A 15,679-nucleotide genomic window follows, 5' to 3' on the forward strand; every position below is an offset into this window, starting at 1 on the left:
GCCGCAGGAGGCCGGTCAGTCACCGGGGCGGATGAGGAGCAGGGCGATGTCGTCGCCCGGGGTGGGCGAGTGCCGGATGAGGGTGTCGGCCATGGCGTCGAGGTCGGTCGGGTCCGCGTGTTCGAGAAGCCCGGCGAGGGCGGTGGTCGCGTCGTCGAGGTCCACACCGGGGGCCTCGACGAGCCCGTCGGTGTAGAGGGCGAGCACGGACCCGTGCGGCAGCGGGATGTCCAGGGCCGGGTAGACGGCGTCCGGCTCGATGCCCATCAGCAGGCCGGGGGGCACCCGGAGGAGTTCGGTGCGCCCGTCGGCATGGCGCAGCAGCGGCGGCGGGTGGCCGGCGCTGGCCACACACGCCCGGCGCCCGGCGAGGTCGAGGTGGACATAGACGCAGCTGGTGAACAGGCCGGGGTCGAGATCGGTGAGCAGGCGGTTGGTGCGGGCCAGGACGTCGGCGGGGGACGCTCCCACGGTGGCGTGGGCGTGCACGGCGGTGCGGACCTGCCCCATGAGGGCCGCCGCGTCCACGTTGTGTCCCTGCACGTCGCCGATGGTGGCGCCGGCCGTGTGCGCGTCCAGACGGATGAGGTCGTAGAAGTCGCCGCCGATGCCCAGGCCCCGGGCGGCCGGCAGATAGCGGGCGGCGATCCTCAGCCCGGGGACCCGCGGCAGCGTGTGCGGCAGGAGGGCGGACTGCAGGCGGTGGGCGAGGTGGTCCTTGACGTCGTAGAGACGGGCCCGGTCCAGGGCCTGCCCGACCAGACCGGCCAGCGACGTGAGCACGGCGCGCTCGCCGGGCGGGAAGGTCCGGGGACGGCGGTAGGCGAGGAGGACCGAGCCGATGGGGCGGCCGGACGCGATCAGCGGCAGGAACGCCCAGGACCCCATGCCGTCCTCGTGCACGGTGCCGGGGTAGGCCCGCTCGAGGTCGGCGAAGGTCGGGAAGAAGGCCGGCACACCAGTGGTCAGGACCTCGCTGCCGGGGACGTCCGCACTCAGGGGGATGGCGTCGAAACGGCCGATGACCTCGGCGGGGTAGCCCCGTTGACCGAGGATCTTCAGACGGCCGTCCTCGGCCGTCATCAGCGCCATCGCCTGCGCGCCGAGGGCGGGCAGCAGCTGGTCCGCGGTCTGCTCGACCACGTCCTGGACGCCGACGGCCTCGGTGAGGGTGGAGGCCAGGTGCATCAGGTGGTAGAGCACCGTGGCCCGGCTGGGACCGGCGGTCGGGACGGACGGGGACCCGGGCGCGTCCTCCGCGGGGTCGCTGCGCATGATGCGCACGCTGACACCGGACGAGTCCGCGTACAGCTCGAAGGACAGCCACACGTCCGGGGGACGCAGCACGGTGAAGGCCTGGGGCCGCCGGCTGACCACGGCGGCCCGGTAGCGGTCCTCCACCTGGGGGACGTCCATCCACGGCAGCGACTCCCAGGGCAGCGTGCCGAGCAGCTCGGCCGCCTCACGGCCGACGAGGTCGGCGGCGGCCGAGGTCATGAAGGTGATGCGGCCGTTCGTGTCGAGCGCGCAGGACCCCCCGGGCAGCCGGTCGACGAACGCCGAGACGACCGTCGCCTCGTCGGGGGGGACGACGCGGCCGGTCGGCGGCGGCAGCGTCCGCGGCCGGTCGGCGGGCAGCACCGGTTCGCCGCGGTCCGCCGCTCGTTGCAGGAGGCTGCCCAGTCTGCGGCAGCCGCTCTCCAGCGCGTCGCGCTCGCTCCGGCTCAGCCGGTCCGGACGGCCCGCGGGCCACATCAGCACCAGCCCGCCCCGGAGCGTGGTGTCCGAGACGACCGGGGCGGCCGCCAGCGCGAACTCGTAGGGCAGGACGAGCGCGGGCCGCGGGTACCGGCGTGCCATTTCCTCCTGGCCACCGACCCACACCAGGCGCCGCTCGCGCACGGCGTCCGCGACCGGCATGGGGTCGGTGAGCGCGACGCGCCGCCAGGGAGCCGCGATCTCCTGCGGCACCCCCGCCACCCGGACCAGCCACAACGCGTCACCGCCGGGCGGCATCACGTACAGCAGTCCGCCGAACGCCCCGCACTCCCGCACCACGGCGGCCATCTCGGCGTCCATCAGCCGCCCGTCCCGGCCGGCGGCCGGGGCGGCCCCGCCGCACCGGTCCGAGGCCGTCGCCTCCGGGTCCCCGGTCCGCTCACCCCGGCCCGGCGGCCGGACCGAACATCACCCATACGCGGACACTACGCCCTGCCCGCCGGTCCGGCATCCGGTCGCCGGAGGGCTCCCGGGCCGGCGCGGGGCGGCACCGGGATCTGCCCGTTCGTGGCAACGGGTTCATGATCGGGTGGTACGGCGTCGTCGTCCCCGACGCCCCGGACCCAGGAGGAGTCATGCCGGTCAGCGCAGTCCCCGACATGATGCGGGCCGCCTGCATCGACGCCGTCGGCCCGGCCGACGCCATCCGGTACGGGACGCTCCCCGTGCCGCCCGTCGGACCCACGGACGTGCTCGTCCGCGTCGAGGCCGTGGCCGTCGACCCGGTGGACACCTTCGTACGGTCCGGGGCCTACGCCACGCCGCTCCCGTTCCCGTTCGTCGTCGGGCGTGATCTCGTCGGTGAGGTCGCCCGGACCGGGACCGGCGCGGTGGGCTTCACGCCCGGGCAGCGGGTGTGGTGCAACAGCCTGGGACACGCGGGCCGGCAGGGAGCCTGCGCCGAGTACGCGACGGTCGCCGCCGAACGGCTCTACGCGGCGCCGCCCGGCATCGCCGGGGAGCACCTCGTCGCGGCCGCCCATCCGGCGGCGTCGGCCTGGCTCGCGCTGTTCCGGCACGGGCGGCTGAGGCCGGGCGAGACCGTGTACGTGGGCGGCGGGGCCGGCAACGTGGGCGGCGCCGCCGTCGCACTGGCCGCCCGGGCCGGCGCACGGGTGATCGCGACGGCGCGTGCCGAGGACGCCGCGGCGGTCCGCGCCCTGGGCGCCGCGGAGGTCCTCGACCACCGGGCGCCCGGTCTCGGTGAGCAACTGCGCCGGGCCGCACCCCGCGGATACGACCTGCACCTCGACACCTCCGGGCACGGTGTGCTGGCCGACTCCGTCGATCTGCTGGCGCACGGCGGGCGCCTGGTCGCCATGGTGGGACTGGGCGGTGGTCCCTCGGCTCTGCCGCTGGGCCGCCTGTACACCAAGGACGCGAGCATCGTGGGCTTCGCCATCAGCAACGCCACGACCGCCGACCTCGCCGAGGCGGCCGAGGGGGTCGTGAGCGTCCTGCGCGACACCCCGTGGCGCCCGCGCATCGCCGACCGCCTGCCGTTGTCGATGACGGCGGAGGCGCACCGGAGGCTGGAGGCCGGCACGGTGCGCGGCCGGCTGATCCTCGTACCGGCCGGCCGGGAGAGCGCATGAGACGGCGGGCCGCGAGGTGCCTGCCGTGGGGCGCACAGGCCCCCACGGCACCGGCGGGGCGGGCGGCACCCTGGTGCCGCCCGCCCCTGCCGCCGCCGGACGCCGTCGGACCGGCCCCGGCCGGCGGCCCGCTACGCGGAGGCGACGACCGAGTCGTCCGTCGGGCGGGCGCCCGGCAGTTGGTGGCGGGCGGCCACCAGGGCCGACTCGATGTCCCGGGTCCCGGTGGCGATGCACAGGGTGTAGGAGACGTCCTCCAGCCGCTGACGGGCCTCGGGCGTGCCGTGCTCGGCGTGCAGGGCCTGCAGGGAGGCGTACTGCTTGAGCAGGTCGGTCAGAACGGCGGGGTGGGCCATGAGCATGGGACTACTCCCTTGTGCGAGGGTCGGGCGGGGCTGGTCGGACGTCGGTCGACACCGGGCAGGGAGGGGGTCTTCCGCCGACGCGGCGGTGCCGTGCGCGGTCGCTCCTGGTGATCATCGAGTCTGCTTCCTCCCGCCTCGACCGGGTCGAACAGTCGCGGAAGGGCTCCGGAAGGCGCTTCGGAGAGCGACCGATGGCCGCCGCCGCGACGGGCCTGTGATCCCAAGCACCTGGCACGCCGAATGCCCCGCGGCACGGGGCTCAAACCGTTACCGCCGAAAGCGGCCCGCCGGTCTCACTTCCCGAGCGGCTGGGTGAAGCGCAGCAGGTTGCCCGTGGGGTCGCGGAACGCGCAGTCGCGGACGCCGTAGGGCTGGTCCATCGGCTCCTGCAGCACCTCGCCGCCCGCGGCACTGATGCGCTCGAAGGTGGCGTCGCAGTCGTCCGTCGCGAAGATGACGCCGCGCAGCAGGCCCTTGGCCATCAGCTCGGCCATGGCCTGCTTGTCCGCCGGCGAGACATTGGGGTCGGCCGCGGGCGGTTCCAGGACGATGTTCACGTCCGGCTGCGTGGGCGACCCGACGGTCACCCAGCGCATCCCCTCGAAGCCGACGTCGTTGCGCACCTCGAGGCCGAGCACGTCGCGGTAGAAGGCGATCGCCCTGTCGTGGTCGTCGACGGCGATGAAGCACTGGGAGAGCTTGATGTCCATACCGTTCACGCTACGGCCGTGCCGCGGGACCCGCTTCTCTCTTTCTGACCGGCCGGGTGTGGATCTTGGCCATGCAGGCGGGGACGGCGGCGCCGGGGCCGTGGTCGCGGGTCCGGTAGACGCTCGGGCTCTCGCCGACCAGCTCCGTGAAACGCGAGCTGAACGAGCCCAGCGACGTACAGCCCACCTCGAAGCAGACCTCCGTCACCGTCAGGTCGCCGCGCCGCAGCAGCGCCTTGGCGCGCTCGATGCGGCGGGTCATCAGGTAGCTGTAGGGCGTCTCGCCGAACGCGGCGCGGAAACTGCGGGAGAAGTGCCCCGGCGACATCAGGGCGTCACGCGCGAGGGCCGGGACGTCCAGCGGTTCGGCGTAGTCGCGGTCCATCCGGTCGCGGGCCCGCCGCAGCCGGACGAGGTCGTCGAGTGTCGGCCGTCCCATGCGGTGAGTTTCCCACAGCCCCGACGGGCCGAGCCACCTCGGGAGCCCGTCGGGGCACCGGCCGGCGGCCGACCGGACCGGTCAGGAACGGAGAAGCACCCGCCCGGGAGCCGTGCCTAGCCTGGCCGGCATGGACATCAGCCTTCACTGGACCTTCCTCCCGCACCACGACCCGGAGGCCTCCCTCGCCTTCTACCGCGACACCCTCGGCTTCGAGGTCCGGGGCGACGTCGGGGAGGGCGCCCTGCGCTGGATCACGGTCGGCCCCGCCGGCCGGCCCGAGACGTCGCTCGTCCTGGAGCCGCCCGCCACCGCCCCCGGCATCACCGACGACGAGCGCCGCACCATCACCGAGATGATGGCCAAGGGCACCTACGCCCGCATCACCCTGGCCACCGACGACCTCGACGCCACCTTCGCGCGGCTGCGGTCCGGCGGCGCCGAGGTCGTCCAGGAGCCGGCCGAGCAGCCGTACGGCCTGCGCGACTGTGCCGTCCGCGACCCCGCCGGCAACCTGGTCCGCGTCAACGAACGCCGCTGAGCCGTTCGGCACCGACGGTGCGCGGCGACCGGACATACTGCTCGCAGACCGAGCCAGGGGATGCCGGCGGAGGCCGCGCAGCCGGCCCCGCCCGACAGAGGGAGACACCATGAGCAAGGCCGCGCGGCCCGACACCCGCCCGACTGTGCCGCACGCCGCCGACGGCCACGACCTGATCCGCGTGCACGGCGCGCGGGAGAACAACCTCAAGGACGTCAGCATCGATATCCCGAAGCGCCGCCTGACGGTCTTCACCGGGGTCTCCGGGTCGGGCAAGAGCTCACTGGTGTTCGACACGATCGCCGCCGAGTCGCAACGGCTGATCAACGAGACCTACAGCGCCTTCGTGCAGGGCTTCATGCCGACCCTGGCCCGGCCCGAGGTCGACGTCCTCGACGGCCTGACGACCGCGATCAGCGTCGACCAGCAGCGCATGGGCGGCGACCCCCGCTCCACCGTCGGCACCGCCACCGACGCCAACGCGATGCTGCGCATCCTGTTCAGCCGGCTCGGCGAGCCGCACATCGGCCCGCCCAGCGCGTACTCCTTCAACACCGCCTCGGTCCGGGCGAGCGGCGCGATCACCGTCGAGCGCGGCAACAAGAAGGCCGTGAAGGCCACCTACCAGCGCACCGGCGGCATGTGCACCCGGTGCGAGGGCCGGGGCACGGTCTCCGACATCGACCTCACCCAGCTCTACGACGACTCCAAGTCGCTCAGCGAGGGCGCGTTCACCATCCCCGGCTGGAAGTCGGACAGCCAGTGGACCGTGCAGGTCTACGCCCAGTCCGGCTTCGTCGACCCGGACAAGCCGATCCGTGACTACACCGAGAAGGAACTGCACGCCTTCCTCCACGGCGAGCCGGTCAAGGTCAAGGTCAACGGCGTCAACCTCACCTACGAGGGCCTGATCCCCAAGATCCAGAAGTCGTTCCTGTCCAAGGACAAGGAGGCGATGCAGCCGCACATCCGGGCCTTCGTGGAACGGGCCGTCACCTTCACCACCTGCCCCGAGTGCGACGGCACGCGGCTCAGTGAGGGCGCCCGGAACTCGCGGATCGGGAAGGTCAGCATCGCCGACGCCTGCGCCATGGAGATCCGCGACCTTGCCGAGTGGGTCCGCTCCCTCGACGAGCCGTCGGTGGCACCCCTGCTCACCGCGCTGCGGCACACCCTCGACTCGTTCGTGGAGATCGGGCTGGGCTACCTCTCCCTCGACCGGCCGGCCGGCACCCTGTCGGGCGGCGAGGCACAGCGCGTCAAGATGATCCGCCACCTCGGCTCCTCGCTCACCGACGTCACCTACGTCTTCGACGAGCCCACGATCGGCCTGCACCCCCACGACATCCAGCGGATGAACGACCTGCTGCTGCGGCTGCGGGACAAGGGCAACACGGTCCTCGTCGTGGAGCACAAGCCGGAGACCATCGCCATCGCCGACCACGTCGTCGACCTCGGTCCCGGCGCCGGCACGGCCGGCGGCACCGTCTGCTTCGAGGGCACCGTCGAGGGCCTGCGGGCCAGCGACACGATCACCGGCCGCCACCTCGACGACCGGGCCGGCCTCAAGGAGAGCGTGCGCAAGCCGGCCGGCGCGCTGGAGATCCGGGGCGCGACCACGCACAACCTCCGGGGCGTCGACGTCGACATCCCGCTCGGGGTGCTCTGCGTGGTCACCGGGGTGGCGGGCTCCGGCAAGAGCTCCCTGATCCACGGATCGGTCCCCGCCGGGGCGGACGTCGTCTCGGTCGACCAGAGTCCCATCAAGGGCTCGCGGCGGAGCAACCCGGCGACCTACACCGGACTGCTCGACCCCGTCCGCAAGGCGTTCGCGAAGGCCAACGGCGTCAAGCCCGCCCTGTTCAGCGCCAACTCCGAGGGCGCCTGCCCCACCTGCAACGGCGCCGGCGTCGTCTACACCGACCTGGCGATGATGGCGGGCGTCGCGACTCCCTGCGAGGACTGCGAGGGCAAGCGGTTCCAGGCGTCGGTGCTGGAGTACCACCTCGGCGGCCGGGACATCAGCGAGGTGCTCGCCATGCAGGTGACCGAGGCGGAGGAGTTCTTCGGCGCCGGTGAGGCGCGCACGCCCGCCGCGCACCGGATCCTCGAACGGCTCGCCGACGTCGGCCTCGGCTACCTCACCCTCGGCCAGCCGCTCACCACACTGTCCGGCGGCGAGCGGCAGCGGCTCAAGCTGGCCACCCGCATGGCCGACAAGGGCGGCATCTACGTACTCGACGAGCCGACCACCGGCCTCCACCTCGCCGACGTCGAGCAGCTGCTCGGCCTCCTGGACCGGCTCGTCGACTCCGGCAAGTCCGTCGTGGTCGTCGAGCACCACCAGGCGGTCATGGCCCACGCCGACTGGATCATCGACCTCGGTCCGGGTGCCGGCCACGACGGAGGCCGGATCGTCTTCGAGGGCACCCCCGCCGACCTCGTCGCCGCCCGCTCCACCCTCACCGGTGAGCACCTCGCGGCCTACGTCGGGGCCTGACCGGTCCGTGCCCGGACGCCTTCCCGTCCGGGCACGCCCGAGTGGTGGCGCGGCGGTACGCGGTCCACGCTGGTCGGGGGCCGCGGAGCGGGTCCCGGTGGCCGTCCTGCCGGGCGACGCCGTCGGGACCGAGGAAGCAGGGAGTACCGGTATGGCCGCACAGCACGGCAAGGGCAAGAAGCCGAAGAAGGGCGACAAGGTCGCCTGGAGCAGTCACGGCAGCGAGACCGAGGGCACGGTGGAGAAGGAGATCACCGAACGGACCGAGGCCGCGGGCCGCACGGTCGACGCCTCACCGGACGACCCGCAGTACCAGGTCCGCAGCGACAAGTCCGGCAAGTCCGCGGTGCACAAGCCGTCCGCCCTCAGGAAGAAGTGAGCGGACGTGGACGACGGAGAGCGGAAGGAAGCCTGGGACGCCTTCCGCGAGCTGGTGAACATGACCCCGGCCGAACTGGAGAAGTGGCTCGCCACCGACGCCTCCCGCGACGCCGGACAGCACAAGGACGGCGGAGAGTCCACCGGGCACGCCTCCGGCCGCCGCATCGTGGACATCCTGCGGGCGAAGAAGAACGACCTCACGGACGACGACTACGAGCACATGCGCAAGGTCGTCGGTTACGTCCGCCGGCACCTGGCGCAGCGCCCGTCGGGGGACGTCAGTGACACCCGCTGGCGGCACTCGCTGATGAACTGGGGCCACGATCCGCTGGACTGACGCCGTGCCACCGCACCGGAGGGACACCCCATGACAGACATGTACCGGCGTCCCGAGGGCGTCGGCGACGAGACGGTGGAGGCCCTCGGGTCCCTGTCCAAGGCGCTGGAGACCACCGAACGCGCCCGCGGGCACCTGTACTCCTTCCACCAGCTCACCGGCACCGCCGATCTGGAACTGGACCGCGCCGTGGAACTGCTGCGCGAGGCCGGCCACCCGCAGTGGGCGCAGCGCGTCGAGACGGAGATCCTCGGGCGCAACGTCATCCCCGGCCACTGGACCTTCCAGATCGTCGAGGCGTACGACCAGACGTACTACCGGGCGTTCAAGGACCTGGAGAACCAGGTGGTGGGGCAGCTGGCCGACGGCCGGCGCCATCTGTACGAGGCGGAGATGAAGGAAGCCCGCCGCACCCGGAACCACGCCGACCACACCGCCCGCCCCGACAGCCCCGGCACCCGTTCGCCGAACCCCCCCTTCACGTGACGAGCGGGCACCCGCTCAGTCGCGTCCGCGCGCCCGCCGGAAACGGGCCAGGCCCTCGGCCAGGTCCACGACGGGGTCGGGATACGCCGCGCAGGCGGCGCGCGCGGGGCCGGGCAGCTTCCAGGGCTCGTGCACGGCCGCCCCGTCGATCCCGGCCAGTTCGGGAACCCAGCGGCGCACGTACGCGCCGTCGGGGTCGAACCGCCTGGCCTGGGCGACGGGACTGAGGACGCGGTGGGGGCGGGTGTCGGTACCGGTGCCCGCCATCCACTGCCAGTTGAGCTGGTTGTTGGCCACGTCGCCGTCCACGAGCAGATCCAGGAAGTGCCGGGCGCCCACGCGCCAGTCCACGTAGAGCGTCTTGCTCAGGAAGGACGCGGTCAGCAGACGGCCGCGGTTGTGCATCCAGCCCTCGTGGCGCAGCTGACGCATGGCCGCGTCGACGAGGGGATAGCCGGTACGGCCCGCCTTCCACGCGTCCACGTCCCGCCGGGCCCCGGCGCCGGTGCGCCAGTGGTCGTTCCGGGTCCGGTAGTCGTGGGCGGCGGCGTGCGGACGGGCGGCCAGGACCTGGCGGTGGAAGTCGCGCCAGGCCAACTGCCGCACGAACGCCTCCGCGCCCGGGCCGCCGACGCGGCGCGCGCGGTGGACGAGTTCCACCGGGGAGAGCGTGCCGAAGTGCAGGTCGGGGGAGAGGCGGGAGGTGGCGTCGCCGGCCAGGTCGTCCTGGTGGTCCGCGTAGCCGGTCACGGGGCCGCGCAGCCAGGCCGTCAGCCGCTTGCGTGCCTCGCTCTCACCGCCCGGGGGCAGTCCGGGTGACAGTTCCGCGGGATCCGGGCGCGACGGCAGCGGCTGTGACCCGACGCCGTCCGGGACGCTGATGCGGCGCGGGGCCGCCAGGGCCTCCCGCACGCGCTGTGCGGACCAGCGCCGCAGGTACGGCGTGAAGACGGCGAAGTGGTCGGAGGCCGCGGGAGTGACGGAACCGGGGGCCAGGACGGTGGTCACGGCGTCGTGGACGTGCAGCCGGCACCCCTGGGCCCGGAGGGCGCCCCGCAGCCGCTCCTCGCGGCGGTGGGCGTAGCCGCTCACATCGGCCGCCAGGTGCACCTCGTCGGCCTGCGCCTCCCGCACCACCGTGCACACCTCCTCGACCACGTCACCGGAGCGCACGACCAGCCGCCCGCCCCGCTCACGCAGCCGCGCGTCCAGATCTTCCAGGCAGTCGGCGAGGAAGGCCAGCCGGTTGGGCACCGCGAACCCCGCGGCGTCGACGGCCCGGTCCCGGACGAACAGCGGCACCACGTCACCGCCCCGGCCGAGGGCGGCGCGCAGCGGCGGGTGGTCGTGCAGGCGCAGATCGGCGGTGAACAGGACGACCCGAACGGCCATGGTGCTCCTTCGCGGGGGTGGGGTGCGGCAGGCGCCCTCGGGACGCCGCGCGGGGCCTCAGACGGCCGGCGTCCGGTGGGACGGTCCGGGCCGGGGCGTGCGGGCGGCGGCCCGGGCGATGTTGCGGGCCATGCCGCCGAACACCACGGCGTGGAAGGGCGACACGCTCCACCAGTAGGCGTGGCCCGCCAGCCCGTGCGGATGGAACAGGGCCCGCTGGCGGTACAGAGTCCGGCCGGCCCCGTCGGTCTCGGCGTACATCTCCAGCCAGGCGAGTCCCGGCAGCCGCATCTCGGCGCGCAGCCGCAGCAGCCGGCCGGGGACGATCTCCTCCACCCGCCAGAAGTCCAGCGAGTCGCCCGCCCGCAACCGGGCGGCGTCGCGCCGGCCGCGGCGCAGGCCCACCCCGCCGACCAGCCGGTCCAGCCAGCCGCGTACCGCCCAGGCGAGCGGGAAGGAGTACCAGCCGTTGTCGCCGCCGATGCCCTCGATCACCCGCCACAGCGCTTCGGGCGGGGCGTCGACGCTCAGCACGCGGTGGTCGGTGTAGAGGCTGCCGCCCGCCCAGTCGGGGTCGGTGGGCAGCGGGTCGCTGGGCGCACCGGGGAGGGACGCGGACGACCAGCGGGTGGTGACGCGTGCCTCCCGCACCCGGCGCAGCGCCAGCCGGAGGGCGTCGTCGAAACCGAGGGGATACCCGGGGGGTGCCGGCGCGTACCGCTCGATGTCGTTGTCCCGGCACACCACCTCGTGGCGCAGCGACTCGGTGAGCGGACGCGCGATCGACGCCGGCACCGGGGTGACCAGCCCGACCCAGTGACTGGACAGGCCGGGCGTGAGCACCGGCACGGAAAGGATCAGCCGTCGCGGCAGCTCGGCCACCTCGGCGTAGCGGAGCATCATGTCCCGGTAGGTGAGGACGTCGGGGCCGCCGACGTCGAAGGCGCGGCTGACGTCGTCCGGCATGCGCGCGCTGCCGACGAGGGCGCGCAGCACGTCCCGGACGGCGACCGGCTGGATACGGGTGTGGACCCAGCTCGGCGTGACCATCACCGGCAGCCGCTCCGTGAGGTAGCGCAGCATCTCGAAGGAGGCCGAGCCCGAGCCGATGATGACGGCGGCCCGCAGAACGGTCGTGGGCACACCGGAGGCCAGGAGGATGCGGCCCACTTCCGCCCGCGACCTCAGGTGCGGCGACAGCTCACCCTCCGGTACGCCCGGCGGGGTGAGGCCGCCGAGGTAGACGATGCGGCGCACCCCCGCCGCCCTCGCCTGCTCGGCGAAGGTGCGGGCCGCCCGCCGGTCGGTCGCCTCGAAGTCACGGCCGGTGCCCAGCGCGTGCACCAGGTAGTAGGCGACGTCGACACCCTCCAGCGCCCGGCCCACCGCGTCCGCGTCCAGGACGTCGCCCCGTGCCACCTCCACGTCCCGCGCCCAGGGGTGGTCGCGCAGCTTGCCCGGGGAACGCGCCAGACACCGCACCGCGTGCCCGGCGGCGAGGAGTTCCGGCACGAGCCGGCCGCCGATGTACCCCGTGGCGCCGGTGACCAGGCACCGGCTCCGCGCCGCGCCGTCACCGTCCGCACCGCCGTGTCCTTCGTTTCCCTCGCTCATGGTGTTCCGTCTCTCGTGGGGCAGCCGTCGTGCTGACCTCTTCCCCGAACGGACCGCGATGGGCGCGCCGTGGGCGGATGTGACCCTTCTATACGCTGATCGCGTGGCGACAGCGAACCAGCGCGGACGGCGCGCGCACGAGCGGGAGACCCCGGCCGGGGCCGAGGCGGGCGACCTCCAGGTCCTCGCCGCGGGACTGCGGCGGATGAACGGTGAGATCAACCGTCTCGTGCACGGCTTCGCCGCCGCCCACGGGCTGCACGCCACCGACGTGCAGGCGCTCGCGGCGATCCTGGACGCCGAGGAGCCGATGACGCCGGGACGGCTGCGCGCACACCTGGGACTGACCTCGGGCGCGGTCACGGCCTGCGTGGACCGCCTGGAACGCGCCGGGCATGTGCGCCGGGTCAGGGAGAGCGCCGACCGCCGGGTCGTCCATCTGCACTACGTGCCCGACGCCCGCGCGGCGGCACGGACGTACTTCCGGCCGCTGGCCCAGGCCGCGGCCGCGACCCGGGACCGCTTCGACGACGGGGAACTGGCGGTGGTGGCGCGGTTCGTGGCGGCCATGAACGAGGAACTGCGGCTCGTACGGTCCGCCGACGAGCGCTGACCTCCGCCGTTCGCGCGCAGGGGTGACGGCCGTCAGCGTCAGGCTGCGGGCCGCGGGCACCCATGGGGTACTGGCACGGCATCGCCCGATATAACTCGATGATTGAGATTGTTTATGATCGAGTCACTTCACCGGCATCCCGCGCCGCCGACACCCCGCACCACGGAAGACCTGGAGACAGCAGACCGATGCCCCGCACCTCACGAGCCCGGTGGCTCGTCCCCGTCGTCCTCCTCCTGGTCTGGCTCGGCATCGGCGGTGCGCTCGGCCCGTACGCCGGGAAGCTGGACGAGGTCGCCACCAACGACCAGGCCGCCTTCCTGCCCCGCGGCGCCGAGTCCACCCGGGTCATCGACGCCCGGAAAACCTTCCAGGAGGACGAGACGCTGCCGGTGATCGTCGTGTGGACCGCCGACGGCGGCGGTGGCGTCACCGGCCACCGGGCGGAGGCCACCCGCGCGGTCGCGGGCCTCGATGGCGAGCCCGAGACCGTCGGTCCCGCGACGCCCGCGCTGCCCTCCGACGACGGCGAGGCCCTGCAGGCCGTCGTCCAGGTCGAGCCCGGCCTCGGCGACCGCCTGCCCGACGTCCTCGGGCACATCCGCGAGGCCGCGGAGCAGGTCCCGGGCACCCGGGCGCAGCTGGCCGGCCCGGCGGCCTCCCAGGCCGACCTCTCCGACGCCTTCTCGGGCATCGACGGGCTGCTTCTCGGCGTCGCCCTGATCACGGTGCTCGTCATCCTGCTGCTCGTCTACCGCAGCGTCCTGCTGCCCCTGGTCATCATCCTCGGCGCCGTCTTCGCCCTGGGGCTGGCCTGCGCGGTCGTCTACGCGCTCGCCGACCGCGACGTCGTGCGCGTCGACGGGCAGGTCCAGGGCATCCTCTCCATCCTCGTCATCGGCGCCGCGACCGACTACGCGCTCCTGCTCACCGCCCGCTTCCGCGAGGAACTGCCCCGGCACCCGGACCGCTTCGGTGCCGCGCGTGCCGCACTGCACGCGTCCTGGGGAGCCGTCGTCGCCAGCGCGGCGACCGTCGCCCTGGGCCTGCTGGCCATGCTGCTCAGCGACCTCACCAACAACCGCGCCGTCGGACCCGTCGGTGCCATCGGCATCGTCTGCGCCGTCCTGAGCACCCTCACGTTCCTGCCCGCCGTCCTGGTCCTGCTCGGCCGCGCCGCCTACTGGCCCGCCGAGCCCGTCCGCGCCGAGGACCCGGAGGCGGGACACCGCCTGTGGCGCCGCGTCGCCGGGCTGGTGGACCGGGCGCCGCGCCGCATCTGGGCGGTCTGCCTCGCCGGGCTGCTCGCCTGCGCCGCATTCTGGCCGACCCTCGACGCGAAGGGCGTGCCGCTGGACGAGATCTTCGTCAACGACGCCCCGTCGGTCGCCGCCCAGGAGACCCTGGCCCGGCACTTCCCGGGCGGCTCCGGCAACCCCGCCGTGATCATCGCGGACGCGGACCGGACCGCCCCCGTCCTCGCGGCGGCCCGGGACACGCGCGGCGTCGCCTCCGCCGCCCCGGTGACCGCGTCGGGCCGGCCCGGCGACGGCGCCCCGAAGGTGGTCGACGGACGGGTGCGGATCGACGCGACCCTGCGGGCGCCGGCGGACAGCGACGCGGCCAAGGACGCGGTGACGCGCCTGCGGACCGCGGTGCACGCCGTGCCGGGCGCGGACGCCCTCGTCGGCGGCTACACCGCCCAGCAGTACGACACCCAGCGCACCGCCGAGCACGACCGGACGCTCATCGTGCCCGTGGTGCTCGCCATCATCCTGGTCATCCTGACCGGCCTGCTGCGCTCCCTGCTGCTGCCGGTGCTGCTGGTGGCGACCGTGGCCCTGAACTTCCTGGCCACCCTGGGCGTCTCCGCCCTGGTCTTCCGCCATGTGTTCGGCTTCAGCGGCACGGACGCCTCCGTCCCGCTGTACGGGTTCGTGTTCCTGGTCGCCCTCGGCGTGGACTACAACATCTTCCTCATGTCCAGGGTGCGGCAGGAGTCGCTGCGCCACGGGGTGCGGCAGGGCATCCTGCGCGGCCTGACCGCCACGGGCGGCGTGATCACCTCGGCCGGTGTCGTGCTCGCCGCCACCTTCGCCGCGCTCGGCGTGATCCCGCTGGCCTTCCTCGCGCAGATCGCCTTCATCGTCGCCTTCGGCGTCCTGCTGGACACGCTGGTGGTGCGCTCGCTGCTCGTCCCCGCCCTCGCCCGCGACATCGGCGCCGTCGTGTGGTGGCCGAGCCGCCTCGCACGCCGGGCCCGCGGCGACGCGGAGGAATGACCTGACGGCACGACCCGCGGCCGCACCGGGGCCACGACGACGCGGCCCCGGTGCGGCTCACCCGGCCAGGCCGTCACCCGCCCCCGGGGCGTCCCGGTGGGGCCGCACCGTGCCGAGGAAGCGGCGCACGTCGATCTCGATGACGACCCGCGCCGGGTTCGCCCGCGGCTGCCGGTAGCGGGCCGCGTACCGGGTCTCCGCGTCCCGGACCGCGTCGGCGTCGTCCCGTACGGTCGCGATGCCCTCCAGCGTGGACCAGCGCCGGCCGTCCACCTGGCTCACGGCCACGGCGGCCCGGCCGGCCCGCACGACGTTGCGCACCTTGGCGGTGTCCCGGCTCGTGATGACGCGTGCGGTGCGCGTCGCATGGTCGTACGTCACACCGACCGGCACCAGGTGCGGGCTGCCGTCGGCGCGCGGCGTCGACAGGAAGCACACCCGGCGCTCCTGCCAGAAAGTGACGAACTCCGCGTCCACGTCCGCCTGTTGCCCGGTGTCCATACGTCTCCTCGGTCCGGCCGGCCGGACCGGCCGTCGGTGATCACCCGTTCGCCTCCTCACCCTACGACGCGCACGCGGACGTGAAGGCCCGTCACCCGGGTGACGGAAAACGGCGGCGGGATCCCGCCAGTCGGTGACACGGGC

The 15,679-nt window shown here is 74.0% G+C and carries 15 protein-coding genes; 8 read left to right on the plus strand and 7 right to left on the minus strand.

Annotated elements, in window-relative coordinates; all coding sequences use genetic code 11:
- Positions 1-15: 15 nt before the first annotated feature.
- Positions 16-2,079: a SpoIIE family protein phosphatase gene (locus ACIRG6_RS35090; protein ID WP_364824614.1), complete on the minus strand. Its 2,064-nt coding sequence runs from the start codon at positions 2,077-2,079 to the stop codon at positions 16-18.
- Positions 2,080-2,381: 302 nt separating this feature from the next.
- Between ACIRG6_RS35090 and ACIRG6_RS35095 the strand changes: the two genes are divergently transcribed.
- Entirely contained in the window at positions 2,382-3,374 is a 993-nt protein-coding gene (locus ACIRG6_RS35095) for an NADPH:quinone reductase (protein ID WP_364684427.1), read from the plus strand.
- Between the two features lie 131 nt (positions 3,375-3,505).
- On the opposite strand, the gene ACIRG6_RS35100 is transcribed toward ACIRG6_RS35095, so the two are convergent.
- The 3 genes from ACIRG6_RS35100 to ACIRG6_RS35110 form a co-directional block, all read right to left on the minus strand.
- The gene (locus ACIRG6_RS35100) at positions 3,506-3,736 is read right to left on the minus strand and encodes a DUF5133 domain-containing protein (protein WP_225632876.1); all 231 of its coding nucleotides are present in this window, start codon (positions 3,734-3,736) and stop codon (positions 3,506-3,508) included.
- Positions 3,737-4,032: 296 nt separating this feature from the next.
- On the minus strand, positions 4,033-4,449 hold the full coding sequence (locus tag ACIRG6_RS35105) for a VOC family protein (protein ID WP_225632875.1): 417 nt from the start codon (positions 4,447-4,449) through the stop codon (positions 4,033-4,035).
- A gap of 10 nt (positions 4,450-4,459) precedes the next feature.
- A complete protein-coding gene (locus tag ACIRG6_RS35110; protein WP_225632872.1) occupies positions 4,460-4,888 on the minus strand; it encodes a helix-turn-helix transcriptional regulator in 429 nt (142 codons plus the stop codon).
- A gap of 130 nt (positions 4,889-5,018) precedes the next feature.
- On the opposite strand from ACIRG6_RS35110, the gene ACIRG6_RS35115 reads away from it, so the two are divergent.
- From ACIRG6_RS35115 to ACIRG6_RS35135, 5 genes are all read left to right on the plus strand, one after another.
- Positions 5,019-5,429: a VOC family protein gene (locus tag ACIRG6_RS35115; protein ID WP_318215670.1), complete on the plus strand. Its 411-nt coding sequence runs from the start codon at positions 5,019-5,021 to the stop codon at positions 5,427-5,429.
- 109 nt (positions 5,430-5,538) lie between these two features.
- Positions 5,539-7,929 (plus strand): ATP-binding cassette domain-containing protein, encoded by a 2,391-nt coding sequence (locus tag ACIRG6_RS35120; RefSeq protein ID WP_403325826.1) that lies wholly within the window; start codon positions 5,539-5,541, stop codon positions 7,927-7,929.
- A 151-nt stretch (positions 7,930-8,080) separates the two neighbouring features.
- Positions 8,081-8,308: a hypervirulence associated TUDOR domain-containing protein gene (locus tag ACIRG6_RS35125; RefSeq protein ID WP_239769125.1), complete on the plus strand. Its 228-nt coding sequence runs from the start codon at positions 8,081-8,083 to the stop codon at positions 8,306-8,308.
- 6 nt (positions 8,309-8,314) lie between these two features.
- Complete coding sequence (locus ACIRG6_RS35130; RefSeq protein ID WP_364684378.1) at positions 8,315-8,647, plus strand: DUF3140 domain-containing protein; 333 nt, start codon at positions 8,315-8,317, stop codon at positions 8,645-8,647.
- A gap of 30 nt (positions 8,648-8,677) precedes the next feature.
- Positions 8,678-9,133, plus strand: coding sequence for a hypothetical protein (locus ACIRG6_RS35135; protein WP_350724091.1), 456 nt, complete (start codon positions 8,678-8,680; stop codon positions 9,131-9,133).
- 15 nt (positions 9,134-9,148) lie between these two features.
- On the opposite strand, the gene ACIRG6_RS35140 is transcribed toward ACIRG6_RS35135, so the two are convergent.
- Both ACIRG6_RS35140 and ACIRG6_RS35145 read right to left on the minus strand, forming a co-directional pair.
- The gene (locus tag ACIRG6_RS35140; protein ID WP_403325830.1) at positions 9,149-10,525 is read right to left on the minus strand and encodes a cryptochrome/photolyase family protein; all 1,377 of its coding nucleotides are present in this window, start codon (positions 10,523-10,525) and stop codon (positions 9,149-9,151) included.
- A 57-nt stretch (positions 10,526-10,582) separates the two neighbouring features.
- Positions 10,583-12,139 carry an SDR family oxidoreductase gene (locus tag ACIRG6_RS35145; protein ID WP_403325833.1) on the minus strand — a complete coding sequence of 519 codons (1,557 nt, stop codon included), beginning with the start codon at positions 12,137-12,139 and terminating at the stop codon, positions 10,583-10,585.
- A 103-nt stretch (positions 12,140-12,242) separates the two neighbouring features.
- On the opposite strand from ACIRG6_RS35145, the gene ACIRG6_RS35150 reads away from it, so the two are divergent.
- Positions 12,243-12,752 carry a MarR family winged helix-turn-helix transcriptional regulator gene (locus ACIRG6_RS35150; protein WP_318215677.1) on the plus strand — a complete coding sequence of 170 codons (510 nt, stop codon included), beginning with the start codon at positions 12,243-12,245 and terminating at the stop codon, positions 12,750-12,752.
- A 188-nt stretch (positions 12,753-12,940) separates the two neighbouring features.
- Positions 12,941-15,034 carry an MMPL family transporter gene (locus tag ACIRG6_RS35155; protein WP_403325837.1) on the plus strand — a complete coding sequence of 698 codons (2,094 nt, stop codon included), beginning with the start codon at positions 12,941-12,943 and terminating at the stop codon, positions 15,032-15,034.
- A 57-nt stretch (positions 15,035-15,091) separates the two neighbouring features.
- Here the strand turns inward: ACIRG6_RS35155 and ACIRG6_RS35160 are convergent, their stop codons facing one another.
- On the minus strand, positions 15,092-15,535 hold the full coding sequence (locus ACIRG6_RS35160) for a PPOX class F420-dependent oxidoreductase (RefSeq protein ID WP_403325840.1): 444 nt from the start codon (positions 15,533-15,535) through the stop codon (positions 15,092-15,094).
- Between the last annotated feature and the right edge of the window lie 144 nt (positions 15,536-15,679).

It is taken from the genome of Streptomyces flaveolus, assembly GCF_044765825.1.
Classification (GTDB): Bacteria; Actinomycetota; Actinomycetes; order Streptomycetales; family Streptomycetaceae; genus Streptomyces; species Streptomyces flaveolus.